The 16,354-nt window shown below is 58.0% G+C and carries 11 protein-coding genes; 7 read left to right on the forward strand and 4 right to left on the reverse strand.

Features of this window, described 5'->3' with window-relative positions; all coding sequences use genetic code 11:
- Positions 1 to 406: 406 nt before the first annotated feature.
- The 4 genes from ppc to KGP24_RS22690 all read left to right on the forward strand — a co-directional run bounded on the left by ppc (position 407) and on the right by KGP24_RS22690 (position 5,824).
- On the forward strand, positions 407 to 3,058 hold the full coding sequence (ppc, locus tag KGP24_RS22675) for a phosphoenolpyruvate carboxylase (RefSeq protein ID WP_023309665.1): 2,652 nt from the start codon (positions 407 to 409) through the stop codon (positions 3,056 to 3,058).
- A gap of 94 nt (positions 3,059 to 3,152) precedes the next feature.
- Positions 3,153 to 3,917, forward strand: a complete 765-nt coding sequence (locus KGP24_RS22680) for an AraC family transcriptional regulator (RefSeq protein WP_223561857.1) — start codon at positions 3,153 to 3,155, stop codon at positions 3,915 to 3,917.
- Positions 3,918 to 4,045: 128 nt separating this feature from the next.
- Complete coding sequence (gene fsa, locus KGP24_RS22685) at positions 4,046 to 4,708, forward strand: fructose-6-phosphate aldolase (protein WP_223561858.1); 663 nt, start codon at positions 4,046 to 4,048, stop codon at positions 4,706 to 4,708.
- A gap of 12 nt (positions 4,709 to 4,720) precedes the next feature.
- Positions 4,721 to 5,824: a glycerol dehydrogenase gene (locus KGP24_RS22690; protein WP_223561859.1), complete on the forward strand. Its 1,104-nt coding sequence runs from the start codon at positions 4,721 to 4,723 to the stop codon at positions 5,822 to 5,824.
- Positions 5,825 to 5,907: 83 nt separating this feature from the next.
- Here KGP24_RS22690 and katG read toward each other — a convergent pair whose 3' ends face one another.
- The 3 genes from katG to argE form a co-directional block, all read right to left on the reverse strand.
- The gene (gene katG, locus KGP24_RS22695; RefSeq protein ID WP_223561860.1) at positions 5,908 to 8,088 is read right to left on the reverse strand and encodes a catalase/peroxidase HPI; all 2,181 of its coding nucleotides are present in this window, start codon (positions 8,086 to 8,088) and stop codon (positions 5,908 to 5,910) included.
- A 147-nt stretch (positions 8,089 to 8,235) separates the two neighbouring features.
- Positions 8,236 to 9,123 (reverse strand): methylenetetrahydrofolate reductase, encoded by an 888-nt coding sequence (gene metF, locus KGP24_RS22700; RefSeq protein ID WP_223561861.1) that lies wholly within the window; start codon positions 9,121 to 9,123, stop codon positions 8,236 to 8,238.
- A 263-nt stretch (positions 9,124 to 9,386) separates the two neighbouring features.
- A complete protein-coding gene (gene argE / locus KGP24_RS22705; protein WP_223561862.1) occupies positions 9,387 to 10,538 on the reverse strand; it encodes an acetylornithine deacetylase in 1,152 nt (383 codons plus the stop codon).
- Between the two features lie 88 nt (positions 10,539 to 10,626).
- Here argE and argC point away from each other — a divergent pair, with 88 nt between their 5' ends.
- The 3 genes from argC (at position 10,627) to argH (ending at position 13,866) form a co-directional block, all read left to right on the forward strand.
- Entirely contained in the window at positions 10,627 to 11,631 is a 1,005-nt protein-coding gene (gene argC, locus KGP24_RS22710) for an N-acetyl-gamma-glutamyl-phosphate reductase (RefSeq protein WP_223561863.1), read from the forward strand.
- Positions 11,632 to 11,637: 6 nt separating this feature from the next.
- A complete protein-coding gene (gene argB / locus KGP24_RS22715) occupies positions 11,638 to 12,414 on the forward strand; it encodes an acetylglutamate kinase (RefSeq protein WP_121423298.1) in 777 nt (258 codons plus the stop codon).
- Positions 12,415 to 12,492: 78 nt separating this feature from the next.
- Entirely contained in the window at positions 12,493 to 13,866 is a 1,374-nt protein-coding gene (argH, locus tag KGP24_RS22720; protein ID WP_223561864.1) for an argininosuccinate lyase, read from the forward strand.
- 55 nt (positions 13,867 to 13,921) lie between these two features.
- On the opposite strand, the gene KGP24_RS22725 is transcribed toward argH, so the two are convergent.
- Positions 13,922 to 16,354 carry a bifunctional aspartate kinase/homoserine dehydrogenase II gene (locus tag KGP24_RS22725; protein ID WP_223561865.1) on the reverse strand — a complete coding sequence of 811 codons (2,433 nt, stop codon included), beginning with the start codon at positions 16,352 to 16,354 and terminating at the stop codon, positions 13,922 to 13,924.

The following is a 16,354-nucleotide window of genomic DNA, read 5'->3' on the forward strand; positions in this document are numbered from 1 at the left end:
ATAATACACCACATAGACGAGGCGGCACGTGTTTGACCCTTGACGTCCCCGCATCGTCAGCGAGTTTCTCTCAAAACTCGAACAACTAAAGCCAACGTGAACTTTTGCGGACCCCGTGGTCCGCTTTTTTTTGCGTATAAAAGGCCGGAGATAAAAGCACAATGGCAACCGAAGTTACCCTTTATAGTGTTTACTCCCTTTCCCCTGCACATTTTCATAAGCATCTCTTATCTGACGCAATGTGAATTAAATTTCGTAAATTGCCCACATTTATTCGTTTGCTGAACCGTTTTCGCAGCAATTGACGACGGGGGTTTTACGTGGCTTTATAAAGGGAGATGACAAAATAATGTCCAGAAAATTTTCGCCTGGGCATAAACAAAAATGATGGGGTGACTGGGTTTTTATGAACGAACAATATTCCGCGTTGCGTAGTAATGTCAGTATGCTCGGCAAAGTGCTTGGAGATACCATCAAAGATGCGTTGGGGGAGAACATTCTCGACCGCGTTGAAACCATCCGCAAGCTGTCTAAATCTTCCCGCGCCGGTAACGAGGCCAGTCGTCAGGAGCTGCTCACCACCTTGCAGAATCTCTCTAACGATGAGCTGCTGCCCGTTGCACGCGCATTCAGCCAGTTCCTGAACCTGGCCAATACCGCTGAGCAATACCACAGCATCTCGCCAAATGGCGAAGCGGCAAGCAACCCGGAAGTCATTGCCCGCACCCTTCGTAAACTGAAAGACCAGCCAGACCTCAACGAGGCCACCATCAAAAAAGCGGTGGAGTCTCTTTCGCTGGAGCTGGTGCTCACCGCACATCCAACCGAAATTACCCGTCGCACCCTGATCCACAAAATGGTGGAAGTGAACAACTGCCTGAAGCAGTTAGATAACAAAGACATTGCCGACTACGAACGCAACCAGCTGATGCGCCGTCTGCGCCAGCTTATTGCCCAATCCTGGCACACCGATGAAATTCGTAAGCATCGCCCTAGCCCGGTAGATGAAGCCAAATGGGGCTTTGCGGTGGTGGAAAACAGCCTGTGGGAAGGGGTACCGAACTACCTGCGCGAGCTGAACGAACAGCTGGAAGAGAACCTTGGCTACCGTCTGCCGGTCGACTTTGTTCCGGTTCGTTTCACCTCCTGGATGGGCGGTGACCGCGACGGCAACCCGAACGTGACCGCGGAGATCACCCGTCACGTCCTGCTGCTGAGCCGCTGGAAAGCGACCGACCTGTTCCTGAAAGACATTCAGGTGCTGATCTCCGAGCTGTCGATGGTTGAAGCGACGCCGGAACTGCGCGCGCTGGCCGGCGAAGAAGGCGCCAGCGAGCCGTATCGTTTCCTGATGAAAAAACTGCGTGGTCAGCTGATGGCCACTCAGGCCTGGCTGGAAGCGCGTCTGAAAGGTCAGCGCCTGCCAAAACCAGAAGGACTGCTCAGCCAGAACGAACAGCTCTGGGAGCCGCTGTATGCCTGCTATAAATCACTGCAGGCCTGCGGGATGGGCATCATCGCTAACGGCGAACTGCTCGACACCCTGCGCCGCGTGAAGTGTTTCGGCGTACCGCTGGTGCGTATCGACGTACGTCAGGAAAGTACCCGTCATACCGAAGCGCTGGGCGAGCTGACCCGCTATCTCGGCATCGGCGACTATGAAAGCTGGTCCGAAGCCGACAAACAGGCCTTCCTGATCCGCGAGCTGAACTCGAAGCGCCCTCTGCTGCCGCGCAACTGGGAGCCTAGCAACGAAACCCGCGAAGTGCTCAACACCTGTAAAGCGATCGTGGACGCACCGAAAGGATCGGTGGCCGCCTATGTGATCTCCATGGCGAAGACGCCGTCCGACGTGCTGGGCGTTCACCTTCTGCTGAAAGAAGCGGGAATCGACTACGCCCTGCCGGTCGCCCCGCTGTTTGAGACCCTCGACGACCTGAACAACGCCAACGACGTCATGACCCAGCTGTTGAATATCGACTGGTACCGCGGCTTTATTCAGGGCAAACAGATGGTGATGATTGGCTATTCCGACTCTGCGAAAGATGCGGGCGTGATGGCGGCATCCTGGGCGCAGTATCAGGCGCAGGACGCACTGATCAAAACCTGCGAGAAAGCCGGTATTGAACTGACCCTGTTCCACGGACGCGGTGGCTCAATTGGCCGTGGCGGCGCACCTGCACACGCAGCGCTGCTGTCGCAGCCGCCGGGAAGCCTGAAAGGCGGCCTGCGCGTCACCGAGCAGGGCGAGATGATCCGCTTCAAATACGGCCTGCCGGAAGTGACCATCAGCAGCCTGTCGCTCTATACCAGCGCGATCCTTGAAGCAAACCTGCTGCCGCCGCCAGAGCCTAAAGCATCCTGGTGCCATATCATGGACGAGCTGTCTGATATCTCCTGCGATCTGTACCGCGGCTACGTGCGTGAAAACAAAGATTTCGTGCCTTACTTCCGCTCGGCCACGCCTGAGCAGGAGCTGGGTAAACTGCCGCTGGGCTCACGTCCTGCGAAGCGTCGCCCAACCGGTGGCGTAGAATCTCTGCGCGCGATCCCGTGGATCTTCGCCTGGACTCAGAACCGTTTGATGCTGCCCGCCTGGCTGGGTGCCGGTGCCGCGCTGCAAAAAGTGGTGGAAGACGGCAAACAGAACGAACTGGAAACCATGTGCCGCGACTGGCCGTTCTTCTCTACCCGTCTGGGCATGCTGGAGATGGTCTTCTCGAAAGCTGACCTGTGGCTGGCGGAATACTACGACCAGCGTCTGGTGAAACCTGAGCTGTGGGCGCTGGGTAAAGAGCTGCGCGAACTGCTGGAAGGCGACATTAAAGTGGTGCTGGACATCGCCAACGACTCACATCTGATGGCGGACCTGCCGTGGATTGCCGAGTCTATTCAGCTGCGTAACATCTACACCGACCCGCTGAACGTCCTGCAGGCAGAGCTGCTGCACCGTTCGCGTCTGGCGGAAGAAGAAGGTAAAGAGCCGGATCCGCGCGTTGAACAAGCGTTGATGGTGACGATTGCGGGCGTTGCTGCAGGTATGCGTAACACCGGCTAATACTTTATGCCCGGCGGCGCCGCGCTTGCCCGGACCTACGACAGGTAGGCCGGGTAAGCGTTAGCGCTGCCCGTCACATTTCGGTAGTCTTCTCATGCATTCCGATATCACCCGAATTTTGGCAAACCTGGTGAACCGCACGTTACCGCTGGGTCAGATTCACTTCTCAGCGATGGCTGAACAGCAACCCCGAACATCTCCCTGCCTCGTCATTACCCTTGATACCCCCTGTGAGGCGATATTTTCATCCTTTGGACACTTAACGCATCCATCGTCAAACGCCCTGAGCATACATTTCGGTAAGCAGCTGCTGACTATCGAGTTACAGCATGACAATACGCTTTTGCAGCAGCTCCAGGTTCCCCGTCGCGGTCCGCGAACGGGTGCTTTTCTTCTGCAGACGCTAACCGAATTACAGATGCAGCCGGATGAGCAAGACACCGCGATACTGGTGGTATTAAGCTTGCTCAGCCACTGCCGGGATCTGCTTGGCAGCGATATCCACACCGCCAGCCGCAGCCGCGCCCTGTTTGAGGCTATTCGCCGCTTCATCGAAGAACATTATGCTTCGGCGTTAACCCGTGAATCCGTGGCGCAGGCTTTCTACATTTCGCCGAACTACCTTTCCCACCTCTTTCAGAATACAGGCAACGTGGGATTCAACGAATACCTGACGCAAACGCGGCTCGAACACGCGCGCCAGCTGCTGAAAGGCTACGATCTTAAAATCAAAGATATCGCCGCAAGCTGTGGGTTTACAGACAGCAATTACTTCTGCCGTCTCTTTCGCAAGCACACCGAACGTTCCCCTTCCGAATATCGTCGCCAGTATCACAGCGAGCTGATCGCCAAAAAATAGCATTGTGATCGCTCTCGCACTTCACTAAGGACATTACATTTGTCCAGTATTTGGCAAAATTGGCCTGTATCCGCCCTGCCTGCCCGCGCCTTATCCTTTATTCAACCTTTCTGACTTAAGGAAAAATAATGGAACTGTACCTGGATACCGCCAACGTGGCGGAAGTTGAACGCCTGGCGCGCGTCTTCCCCATGGCGGGCGTCACCACCAACCCGAGCATCATCGCCGCCAGCCGTGAATCCATCTGGGACGTGCTGCCGCGTCTGCAAAAAGCCATTGGACCAGAAGGCACGCTGTTTGCCCAAACCATGAGCCGCGATGCCGAAGGCATGGTGGCGGAGGCCAAACGTCTGAGTAACGCCATCCCGGACATTGTGGTGAAAATCCCTGTCACGGCAGAGGGCCTTACCGCGATCAAGGCGCTGAAAAAAGAGGGGATTACCACGCTGGGAACCGCCGTTTATAGCGCCGCTCAAGGTTTGCTCGCCGCGCTGGCGGGAGCGAAATATGTCGCTCCCTATGTAAACCGCGTTGATGCTCAGGGCGGTGATGGAATTCGCATGGTCCAGGAGCTGCAATCCCTGCTGGAAATGCACGCGCCGGAAAGCAGGGTGCTGGCCGCAAGCTTCAAAACGCCGCGCCAGGCGCTGGACTGCCTGCTGGCGGGATGCGAGGCAATCACGCTTCCCTTAGACGTAGCGCAACAAATGCTCGGCACGCCGGCGGTAGAGTCAGCAATAGAGAAGTTCGAGCAGGACTGGAAAAACGCGTTTGGTAACCTCAACCTCTAAGGGAGAACTGTTATGGACCGTATCATTCAATCGCCGGGAAAATACATCCAGGGCGCTGATGCGCTTACCCGTCTCGGCGACTATCTGAAACCTCTGGCCAAGCGCTGGCTGGTCGTCGGCGATAAATTTGTGCTGGGTTTTGCTGAAGAGACCCTGCGACAAAGTTTTAAAAAAGCCGAACTGCATGCCGAAATCGCGCCATTTGGCGGCGAATGTTCACAAAATGAAATCGATCGTCTGAAGAAGCTGGCCGACAGCGCAGACTGTCTGGCGGTGCTGGGCATTGGCGGAGGTAAAACGCTGGATACCGCCAAAGCGCTGGCCCATTTTATGGACGTCCCCGTCGCCATTGCGCCAACTATCGCCTCCACCGACGCGCCGTGCAGTGCCCTTTCCGTGATTTATACCGACAGCGGTGAGTTCGATCGCTACCTGATGCTGCCGCACAACCCGAACATGGTCATTGTCGACACCAAAGTGGTGGCAGGGGCACCTGCGCGCCTGCTGGCCGCCGGGATTGGCGATGCGCTGGCGACCTGGTTTGAAGCACGCGCCTGCTCGCGCAGCGGCGCGACCACCATGGCGGGCGGCAAATGTACGCAGGCAGCACTCGCGCTGGCCGAGCTGTGCTACAACACGCTGATTGAAGAGGGTGAAAAGGCCATGCTGGCAGCAGAACAGCATGTGGTGACGCCTGCTCTTGAACGCATTATCGAAGCCAATACCTATCTCAGCGGCGTAGGCTTTGAAAGCGGCGGGCTGGCGGCGGCACACGCTATTCATAACGGAATGACGGCGGTACCGGACGCGCACCACTTCTATCACGGTGAAAAAGTGGCGTTTGGTACGCTGACGCAGCTGGTACTGGAAAACGCGCCGGTAGAAGAAATAGAGACCGTCGCGGCGCTTTGTCACAGCGTTGGGCTGCCGATCACGCTGGCGCAGCTGAACATCAAAGAGGATATTCCGTCCAAAATGCGTCTGATCGCTGAAGCCTCCTGTGCCGAAGGGGAAACTATTCACAACATGCCCGGCGGAGTAACGCCGGATCAGGTGTATGCCGCGCTGCTGGTGGCTGACCAGTATGGGCAGCGGTTCCTGCAGGAGTGGGAGTAAATAGAGTGAATAAAAATCCCCGCATCAGCGGGGATTTTTTTACCCGTAGGCCGGATAAGCGTTAGCGCCACCCGGCACTATGGTTACTGCAGATCAAACCGGTCCAGATCCATCACCTTCGCCCATGCGGCAACGAAGTCGCGGACGAACTTCTCATGCGCATCATCGCTGGCGTAAACCTCTGCCAGCGCGCGCAGGACGGCGTTAGAACCGAAGACCAGGTCGGCGCGGGTAGCGGTATATTTCACTTCACCGCTGGCGCGATCGCTTCCGGCAAACAGCTCATTAGATTCGTCTGTCGCCTTCCACTGGGTGTTCATGTCCAGCAGATTCACGAAGAAATCGTTGCTCAGCACGCCCTCGCGGTCGGTGAACACGCCATTCTTGCTGCCATCAAAGTTGGCACCCAGCACGCGCAGGCCACCGATCAGCACCGTCAGCTCCGGCGCGGTCAGCGTCAGCTGCTGGGCTTTGTCGATCAGCATTGATTCAGTTGTGGACACATCCACCTGCGCACGGTAGTTGCGGAAGCCGTCGGCAATCGGTTCAAGCAGGTTAAACATCTCGATATCCGTCTGATCCTGACGCGCATCCACGCGGCCTGGCGTAAACGGAACGTTGACGTAAACGCCTGCCGCTTTCGCCGCCTGCTCAACGCCCACGACGCCCGCCAGCACGATGATATCGGCCAGAGAGGCTTTGTTGGTGGTGCGCTGGATAGCTTCCAGAGCCGGCAACGCGCGAACCGCCGCGGCGTTCACATCCCAGTCACGCTGGGGAGCCAGCGCCAGACGCGCGCCGTTGGCGCCGCCGCGCTTGTCGCCGCCGCGGAAGGTTGAGGCGGACGCCCATGCTACGGAAATCAGTTCGCTCACGGAGAGGCCAGATGCTGCGATTTCCGCTTTCAAGCTTTCAATGTCTTCTTTCGACGGATTGAACACCGCCTGCGGCAACGGGTCCTGCCAGATCAGATCTTCTTTCGGCACTTCCGGGCCAAGGTAGCGCGATTTTGGCCCCATATCGCGGTGGGTCAGCTTGTACCACGCGCGCGCGAAGGCTTCGTTGAAGGCCTGCGGATCGTTCAGGAAGCGGCGGGAAATTTTCTCGAATTCCGGGTCAAAACGCAGCGTCAGGTCGGTAACCAGCATAGTAGGTTTGCGTTTTTTCGACGGGTCGAACGGATCGGGCATGATTTCCGGCGCGTCCACGGCTTCAAACTGAATCGCACCCGCCGGGCTGCGGGTCTGCACCCATTCGTATTTGAACAGGTTCTCGAAGAAGTAGTTGCTCCACTGGGTCGGGGTTTGTGACCAGATGACTTCCAGACCGGAGGTAATGGCATCTGCGCCAACGCCCGTGCCGTGCGTGCTGGCCCAGCCCAGGCCCTGCGCTTCAATCGGCGAGGCTTCTGGGTCGGTGCCGACGTGCGTCGCATCACCCGCGCCGTGGGTTTTGCCGAGGGTGTGGCCGCCCGCAATCAGCGCAACGGTCTCTTCGTCGTTCATCCCCATGTTGCCAAAGGTGGCGCGGATCGCCGCGGCCGCTGACAGGGGTTCACCGCTGGCGTTTGGCCCTTCCGGGTTAACGTAGATCAGGCCCATTTCGGTGGCGGCCAGCGGACGCTTCGCCAGCGCCTCCGGGTCACGGTGGGTCAGCCAGGCTTTTTCATCACCCCAGTTCACGTCCAGATCTGGTTCCCAGACGTCTTCACGCCCGGCACCGAAACCAAAGGTACGGAAGCCGGAGTTCTCCAGCGCCACGTTACCCGCGAGGATAAACAGGTCGGCCCAGGAAATTTTTTGTCCGTATTTTTGCTTGATTGGCCACAGCAGACGGCGTGCCTTATCCAGGCTCACGTTATCTGGCCAGGAGTTCAGCGGCGCAAAGCGCTGTTGACCGCGTCCTGCTCCACCGCGCCCGTCAACGGAGCGATAGGTACCCGCGCCGTGCCAGGCCATACGGATAAACAGGCCCGCATAGCTGCCCCAGTCGGCAGGCCACCACGGTTGGGAGTCGGTTAAAAGTGCTTTAAGGTCGCCTTTAAGGGCGGAATAATCAAGCTTGCTGAATTCTTTGCGGTAGTCGAAGTCTTCACCCAGCGGGTTCGAACGATTGGAATGTTGATTAAGAAGATCGATACGGAGTTGTTTTGGCCACCAGTCGCGGCTGCTTGTACCTGCGCCCGCGCTGTCATCGACACCGCCCTGATGGAACGGGCATTTGCCGACTGATGCCGCTTTATTGGTCTCGTCTGACGTGCTCATCGCTATGCTCCCTTTTACAGTGTTACCGTTACGATATACACCACTAGCAATAAGTTATAGTTGAATTAATCCACAGATTCGATAGCTCATACCTTTTAACTATCCACGTAACTAAAAAGCCCTCGTGATACGAGGGCTTTGTGCTTATTACGCCGGACGAACACCCAGCGTATGGCAAATGGCGTAGCTCATCTCCGCGCGGTTCAGCGTATAGAAGTGGAAATCTTTCACCCCTTCACGGCTTAAAATTTTCACCATGTCCATCGCGATATTGGCGCCCACCAGCTTGCGGGTTTCCGGGTCATCATCCAGCCCTTCGTACATTTTGGACATCCACAGCGGAATGCGGACATTGGTCATATCAGCGAATTTCTTCGCCTGCTTGAAGTTAGAGACAGGCAGAATACCCGGGATAATTTCAACGTCGATGCCCGCGGAGACGCAGCGGTCACGGAAACGCAGGTAGCTTTCAACATCAAAGAAGAATTGAGTAATGGCGCGGTTCGCACCGGCGTCCACCTTACGCTTCAGATTCAGCAGATCGGCCTGGGCGCTTTTCGCTTCCGGATGCACCTCAGGATAAGCGGCAACGGAGATATCAAAGTCAGCCACGTTTTTCAGCAGCGCGACCAGATCGGCGGCATACATGTCCGGCTTACCGCTGCCCGGCGGCAGGTCACCGCGCAGTGCGACGATATGACGAATGCCGTTATCCCAGTAATCCTGGGCGATAGCCCGTAACTCATCGCGGGTCGCGTCGATACAGGTGAGATGCGGCGCCGCTTCCAGACCGGTACGATCTTTGATGCCTTTAATGATGCTGTGCGTACGGTCACGCTCGCCGGAGTTAGCGCCGTAAGTCACGGAGACAAACTTCGGTTTCAGGCTGCTGAGACGATCGATAGAGCTCCACAGGGTTTGCTCCATTTCACTGGTGCGCGGCGGGAAAAATTCAAAAGAGACGTTAATCTGGCCGTTTACTTCGGCCAGGCTCTGATTCAGTGCTTCCCGCTGGTTGGCGTGAAAAAAGCTCATACCTTACCTCTATCAATCGCATGTCGTTATCTGTTGTGTTGTGAACTTCTATACGTTTAGACGTCCAGATGTAAAAATGACGGAAAAGCGGAGGGACGTCAACATAAATAATCAACAATAACGGTGAGGTTTGCTCAGGAAAGATGAAGAAAGTTCATGATGGGGAGTGAGACATCCCCTCCCCCAGGACCTTACCCTTCTTTGAGTAAAGGGGAAAAACCACACCGGGCAGTCCTCTCCCCTATGGGATGTACGGTGCGGTTTTAATGCCAGCAGAAGTGATGCACAACCTGGGTAATCAGTTCGCGGGTTGGCTTGATGAAGCGGGTTTCCAGATATTCATCCGGCTGGTGGGCCTGGTTGATGGAGCCCGGGCCAAGGACCAGCGTCGGACAAAGGGTCTGAATAAATGGCGCTTCAGTGCAGTAATTCACCACGTCGGTTTTCTCACCGAGCAGCTTTTCCACCACCTCAACCAGCTGATGGTCCGGCGGGCATTCGTAACCCGGGATCGGCGGATGCAGTTCGGAGACCGTCAGGCGGCCCGGCCAGCGCTCGCTCACAGGGGCCAGCGCCTCGTTCAGCAGGCCGTCGAGATCGCTCAGGGTCATGCCCGGCAGCGGGCGGATGTCCATATGCAGTTCGCAGCAGGCGCAGATACGGTTAGAAGCATCTCCGCCGTGCAGGCTGCCGAGGTTCAGCGTTGGATACGGCACGGTGAACGCGTCATAGTGATACCGCTCTTTCAGATCGTCGCGCAGGGTCATAATGCGACCGATGGCGTCATGCATCAGCTCAATGGCGTTCACGCCGCGCGCCGGATCGCTGGAGTGGCCGGACTGACCCAAGACGCGCACGGCTGTAGAGATATGGCCTTTATGCGCGCGGATCGGCTGCAGAGACGTCGGCTCGCCGATGATCGCACAATCCGGGCGAATCGACGTGTTTTCAGAGAAGTAGCGCGCGCCCGCCATGCTGGTTTCTTCATCGGCGGTCGCCAGAATGTAGAGCGGTTTTTTCAGCTTCGCTACGTCCACGTCACGCAGCGCGTCGAGGATAAAGGCGAAGAAGCCTTTCATGTCGGCGGTGCCCAGACCATAGAGCTTATTATCGTGCTCGGTCAGGGTGAACGGATCGCGCGTCCAGCGGCCATCGTCAAACGGCACCGTGTCGGTATGACCGGCCAGCAGCAGGCCGCCCGCACCTGTTCCGGTGCTGGCAAGAAGGTTAAATTTGTGGCGGGTTCCGGGGACAGGCTGAACCTCAACGTTAAACCCAAGATCGCTAAACCAACCCGCCAGCAGATTGATTAAAGACTCATTGCTCTGATCCAGCGCTTCTTCCGTTGCGCTGATGGACGGAGTGGCAATCAGGGCGCGGTAGATCTCGATAAATGGCGGTAAGTTCATTTTCATTGTTGACACACCTTAGGTCGTGATAGTATCAATATTCATGCAATAAATGTGAATAAAAATACATTAACGTTGAGCATAAAGGAACCCGATGTTGAATACGCTGATTGTAGGCGCTAGCGGTTATGCGGGCGCAGAGCTTGTAAGCTACGTGAATCGCCATCCACATATGACCATAACCGCTTTGACCGTGTCAGCGCAAAGCAATGATGCAGGAAAGTTAATTTCCGATTTGCATCCGCAGCTTAAGGGCATTGTCGATCTGCCGCTGCAGCCCATGTCTGACATCAGCGAGTTTACCGACGGCGTCGACGTGGTGTTTTTAGCCACCGCGCACGAGGTTAGCCACGACCTGGCGCCGCAGTTCCTGGCGGCTGGCTGCGTGGTCTTTGACCTTTCCGGCGCGTTCCGCGTTAACGACGGCGCGTTTTACGAAAAATATTACGGTTTCACCCACCAGCATCCGGAGCTGCTTGAAAAAGCGGTGTACGGTCTGGCTGAGTGGAGCGCAGACAAGCTAAAAGAAGCGGACCTGATTGCCGTGCCGGGCTGCTACCCAACGGCGGCGCAGCTTTCCCTGAAGCCGCTGATCGACGCAGGCCTGCTGGATCTGAGCCAGTGGCCGGTGATCAACGCCACCAGCGGCGTGAGCGGTGCAGGACGCAAGGCCGCTATTTCCAACAGCTTCTGCGAAGTGAGCCTTCAGCCGTATGGCGTGTTTAATCACCGTCATCATCCTGAAATCACGACGCATCTGGGCGCAGAGGTGATTTTCACGCCGCACCTGGGCAGCTTCCCGCGCGGGATCCTTGAAACCATTACCTGCCGCCTGAAGCCCGGCGTGACCAAAGAGCAGGTGAACGAGGCTTTCACGCAGGCGTATGCGGATAAACCGCTGGTGCGCCTGTACGATAAAGGCGTGCCGGCGCTGAAAAACGTGGTCGGCCTGCCGTTCTGCGACATCGGCTTTGCCGTGCAGGGCGAGCATCTGATTGTGGTCGCCGCAGAAGATAACTTACTCAAAGGCGCTGCCGCACAGGCAATGCAGTGTGCAAATATTCGTTTCGGTTTCCCGGAAACGCAGGCTCTTATTTAAGGTGTGATGATGAACCCATTAATTATCAAACTCGGTGGTGTACTGCTGGACAGCGAAGAAGCGCTGGAGCGTCTGTTTACCGCGCTGGTGAACTATCGCGAATCACACCAGCGTCCGCTGGTGATTGTGCACGGCGGCGGCTGCGTGGTGGATGAGCTGATGAAAGGGCTCAACCTGCCGGTGAAAAAGAAGAACGGCCTGCGCGTGACGCCTGCTGACCAGATTGACATCATTACCGGCGCGCTGGCGGGTACGGCGAACAAAACGCTGCTGGCGTGGGCGAAGAAACACCACATCGCGTCCGTTGGCCTCTATCTGGGCGATGGCGACAGCGTAAAAGTGACCCAGCTCGACGAAGAGCTCGGCCACGTTGGACTGGCGCAGCCTGGTTCGCCTAAGCTGATTAACACGCTGCTGGAAGGGGGTTTCCTGCCGGTGGTGAGCTCTATCGGCGTGACAGAAGAAGGCGCGCTGATGAACGTCAACGCTGACCAGGCGGCAACCGCACTGGCGGCAACGCTGGGCGCGGATCTGATCCTGCTCTCCGACGTGAGCGGCATTCTGGACGGCAAAGGCCAGCGCATTGCGGAAATGACGGCTGAGAAAGCCGAGCAGCTGATTGCTCAGGGCATTATTACCGACGGCATGATCGTCAAAGTGAACGCCGCGCTGGATGCCGCACGCACGCTGGGCCGCCCAGTGGATATCGCCTCCTGGCGTCACGCGGAACAACTGCCGGCGCTGTTTAACGGCACGCCGATTGGCACGCGTATTCTGGCGTAATCGATTTAATGATTTGTAGGCCCGGTAAGCGCAGCGCTACCGGGCAATGAAATTCAAAGATATTTAAGGAAGCATGTTATGGCACTTTGGGGTGGGCGTTTTACACAGGCAGCGGATCAGCGGTTCAAACAGTTCAACGACTCTTTGCGCTTCGACTACCGCCTGGCCGAACAGGATATTGTCGGCTCTGTGGCCTGGTCCAGGGCGCTGGTGACGGTGGGCGTACTGACCGCAGACGAACAATTACGGCTGGAGGACGCGCTGAACAACCTGCTGGAAGAGGTGCGTCTTAACCCGCATCAGATCCTCGAAAGCGATGCTGAAGATATTCACAGCTGGGTGGAAGGCAAGCTTATCGACAAAGTCGGCCAGCTGGGTAAAAAGCTGCATACCGGGCGCAGCCGTAACGACCAGGTCGCCACCGACCTGAAGCTGTGGTGTAAAGATACCGTTGGCGACCTGCTGGCGGCTAACCGTCAGCTGCAGAGCGCGCTGGTGGAGACCGCGCAGAACAACCAGGACGCGGTGATGCCGGGTTATACACACCTGCAGCGCGCCCAGCCGGTGACTTTCGCGCACTGGTGTCTGGCCTACGTCGAGATGCTGGCGCGTGACGAAAGCCGTCTGCAGGATACCCTGAAACGTCTGGACGTCAGCCCGCTGGGCAGCGGCGCGCTGGCCGGTACGGCGTATGAAATCGACCGTGAGCAGCTGGCAGGCTGGCTGGGCTTTGCCTCCGCCACCCGCAACAGCCTGGACAGCGTGTCCGACCGCGACCACGTGCTGGAGCTGCTCTCCAATGCGTCTATCGGGATGGTGCACCTGTCGCGCTTTGCCGAAGACCTGATCTTCTTTAACTCTGGCGAAGCGGGCTTCGTGGAGCTGTCCGACCGCGTGACCTCAGGCTCATCCCTGATGCCGCAGAAGAAAAACCCGGACGCGCTGGAGCTGATCCGCGGCAAATGTGGCCGCGTGCAGGGCGCGTTGACCGGCATGATGATGACCCTGAAAGGGCTGCCGCTGGCGTACAACAAAGATATGCAGGAAGACAAAGAAGGGCTGTTCGACGCCCTCGACACCTGGCTGGACTGCCTGCATATGGGCGCGCTGGTGCTGGACGGCATTCAGGTGAAACGTCCGCGCTGCCAGGAAGCGGCCCAGCAGGGCTATGCGAACTCTACCGAACTGGCGGATTATCTGGTGGCGAAAGGCGTACCTTTCCGTGAAGCGCACCATATCGTGGGTGAAGCGGTAGTGGAAGCCATTCGTCAGGGTAAACCGCTGGAAGATCTGGCGCTGGCCGACCTGCAGAAGTTCAGCGCGGTTATCGGGGATGATGTGTATCCGATCCTTGCGCTGCAGTCTTGCCTGGATAAACGTGCCGCGAAAGGCGGCGTGTCGCCGAAGCAGGTGGCGCAGGCGATAGCGGATGCGAAAAACCGGTTGGTTTAATCTGACCTGACAGGAGCCCTCTCCCACCGTGCGGGGAGAGGGCCAGGGTGACGAGTTACAGCAGCTTAGCCAGACGGTTGATGTCGGACTGAATTGCTCCAGCGGTGACATCGCGCCCCGCGCCAGGACCGCGGATCACCAGCGGATTATCGCGATACCAGCGGCTTTCGATGGCGAAGACGTTATCGCACGGCAGCAGCGCCGCCAGCGGATGCTCAGGACGCACCGCCTCGACGCCGACTCGCGCTTTTCCGTTGGCCTCGAAACGCGCCACGTAGCGCAGTACCAGCCCCATCTCGTTCGCCGCCTCCAGACGCTGTACCATCTGCTCGTTCAGCTCTTCACCATTTTCAAAGAAATGGTCCACAGAACCATCCTCACAGCCGGCAGGCACCAGTGATTCGACGCGTACGGAATCCGGCTCGATGTCGTAACCGGCCTCACGCGCCAGGATCACCAGCTTACGCATCACGTCTTTACCGGAAAGGTCAACGCGCGGATCGGGCTCGGTTAAGCCCTGCTGCCACGCCTGATCCACCAGGTCGGTGAACGGTACGGTGCCGTCAAACTGCAGGAACAGCCAGGAGAGCGTGCCGGAGAAGATACCGCTCAGCGCCAGAATGCTGTCGCCGCTTTCAATCAGGTCACGCACGGTGTGGTTAACCGGCAGGCCAGCCCCTACCGTGGCGTTATAAAGCCAGTGGCGCCCTGTTTTTTCAAACGCGTCGTGGATCTGACGGTATTTATCGGTGCTGCTCGCCCCCGCCAGCTTGTTGGCGCTGATGACGTGGAAACCGTGGCTGGCGAAATCCAGGTACTGATCGGCAAGCTGTTCACTGGCGGTGACGTCCAGCACCACCAGATCGTCATACGGGTGTGCACGCATCCACAGGAACAGCGACTCTTCATCCTGTTCTACGGCTTCATCATTAAAGAAGGCAAGCGCGCGGCTGGCGTCCAGCCCTTCGTAGTTCAGCAGGCTGCGGCGGCTGTCCACCACGCCCGCAAGAATAAATTCAAACCCGGTACGCGCCGAGAGCGTCACCTGTTCGCGGGCAAACAGCTCCAGCCAGCGGGAACCGATGTTGCCTTTCCCGAACAGCACCAGGCCGATGCGTTTTTCCGCGCGGAACAGGGAGGTGTGCAGACCCTGAATCAGGCTCTCGGTTGGCCCTTTGCGCAGCACGGCGACCAGGCTGATGCCCTCTTCCGACTGCCAGGTAAATTCTACCGGCTGGCCTTTCAGCTGCTGCCAGAAGCGGTGGCAGTGCAGCGGGTTACGCGTGACGCCCGCGCCCACCATCGCCACCAGCGCCAGCCCCTGACGCAGACGAAGCTCGCCCGGCAGGCCAGCTTCATCCAGAATTTTCAGCGCGCTGTCCGCCACTTCAGCGGTATAGCAGAACTGCAGCAGCTGACGGTCATTGTGGACACCCACGGCGAGCGGACGCACCTGAGCACGTTTCAGGATCGTGTCGATATCTTTATGCGCCAGCCTGAAGTCCTGGCCCGCAGGCACCTGGAACTCAATCAGGCAGATGTCGTCGTGACTGGTGACAATACGCGCCCCGGTACCGGACGCCAGCACGCGCTCAATGCGCGTGGAGCCTTGATCCGGGGTGTAACTGCAGCGCAGCTGGAGGTCGATATCGCTGCCGGAAACCGGCTGCAGCGTGCGGGCGTGCAGCACCGGCGCGGCCAGACGCGCCAGTTCGCTGGCTTCATCGAGACGCAGCAGCGGCAGCAGGCAGGCATCTTTCACTTTACGCGGGTCCGCGCTGTAAACACCGGCCACGTCGCTCCAGATGGTGACGCGGGACACGCCCGCCAGGGCACCAATCTGCGTTGCCGAGTAGTCCGAACCGTTACGGCCCAGCAGCACGGTTTCGCCCGCGTTGCTCCGACTGATAAAGCCGGTGACGACAATACGTTTGCCCGGATGCTGCACCAGCAGCTGTTGCAGCAGCGGGTAGGACAACCCTTCATCCACTTGCGGCTGCGCGGCGCGTTCGGCGCGCAGAAAATCACGCGCGTCGAGCCAGGCCGCTTCTACGCCCAGGTGTTGCAGCACGGCGGCCATCAGGCGCGCAGACCACACTTCACCGTGGCCCACTACTTCGGCATACACCGCGTCGGTAATCCCGCTGTCCAGCAGGGCGGCCAGACGCTCAAGGTCATGCGTGAAGGCGCTAATTAGCCCGTCCGCCACGTCCGCAGGCAGCAGGCCGGCAATCAGCTCACTCTGGTAACGGCGTAAGGACTGTTGCACCTGATGCGCAGAAAGGCGATCGGTCTGGCTCAGTTTCAGCCAGCTAATCAACTGGTTGGTGGTGCTGCCCGCCGCCGAGACAACCATCATGTCACCCGGCTGTGAATATTCCGTCATGATCCCTGCGACACGCAGGTAACATTTCACATCAGCAAGACTACTACCACCAAACTTGTGCAGTTGACGACCCTTCGCCCCTGCCTGCGCTATCACACTCAT

Origin of the sequence: Enterobacter sp. JBIWA008 (assembly GCF_019968765.1) — a bacterium.
Lineage (GTDB): Bacteria > Pseudomonadota > Gammaproteobacteria > Enterobacterales > Enterobacteriaceae > Enterobacter.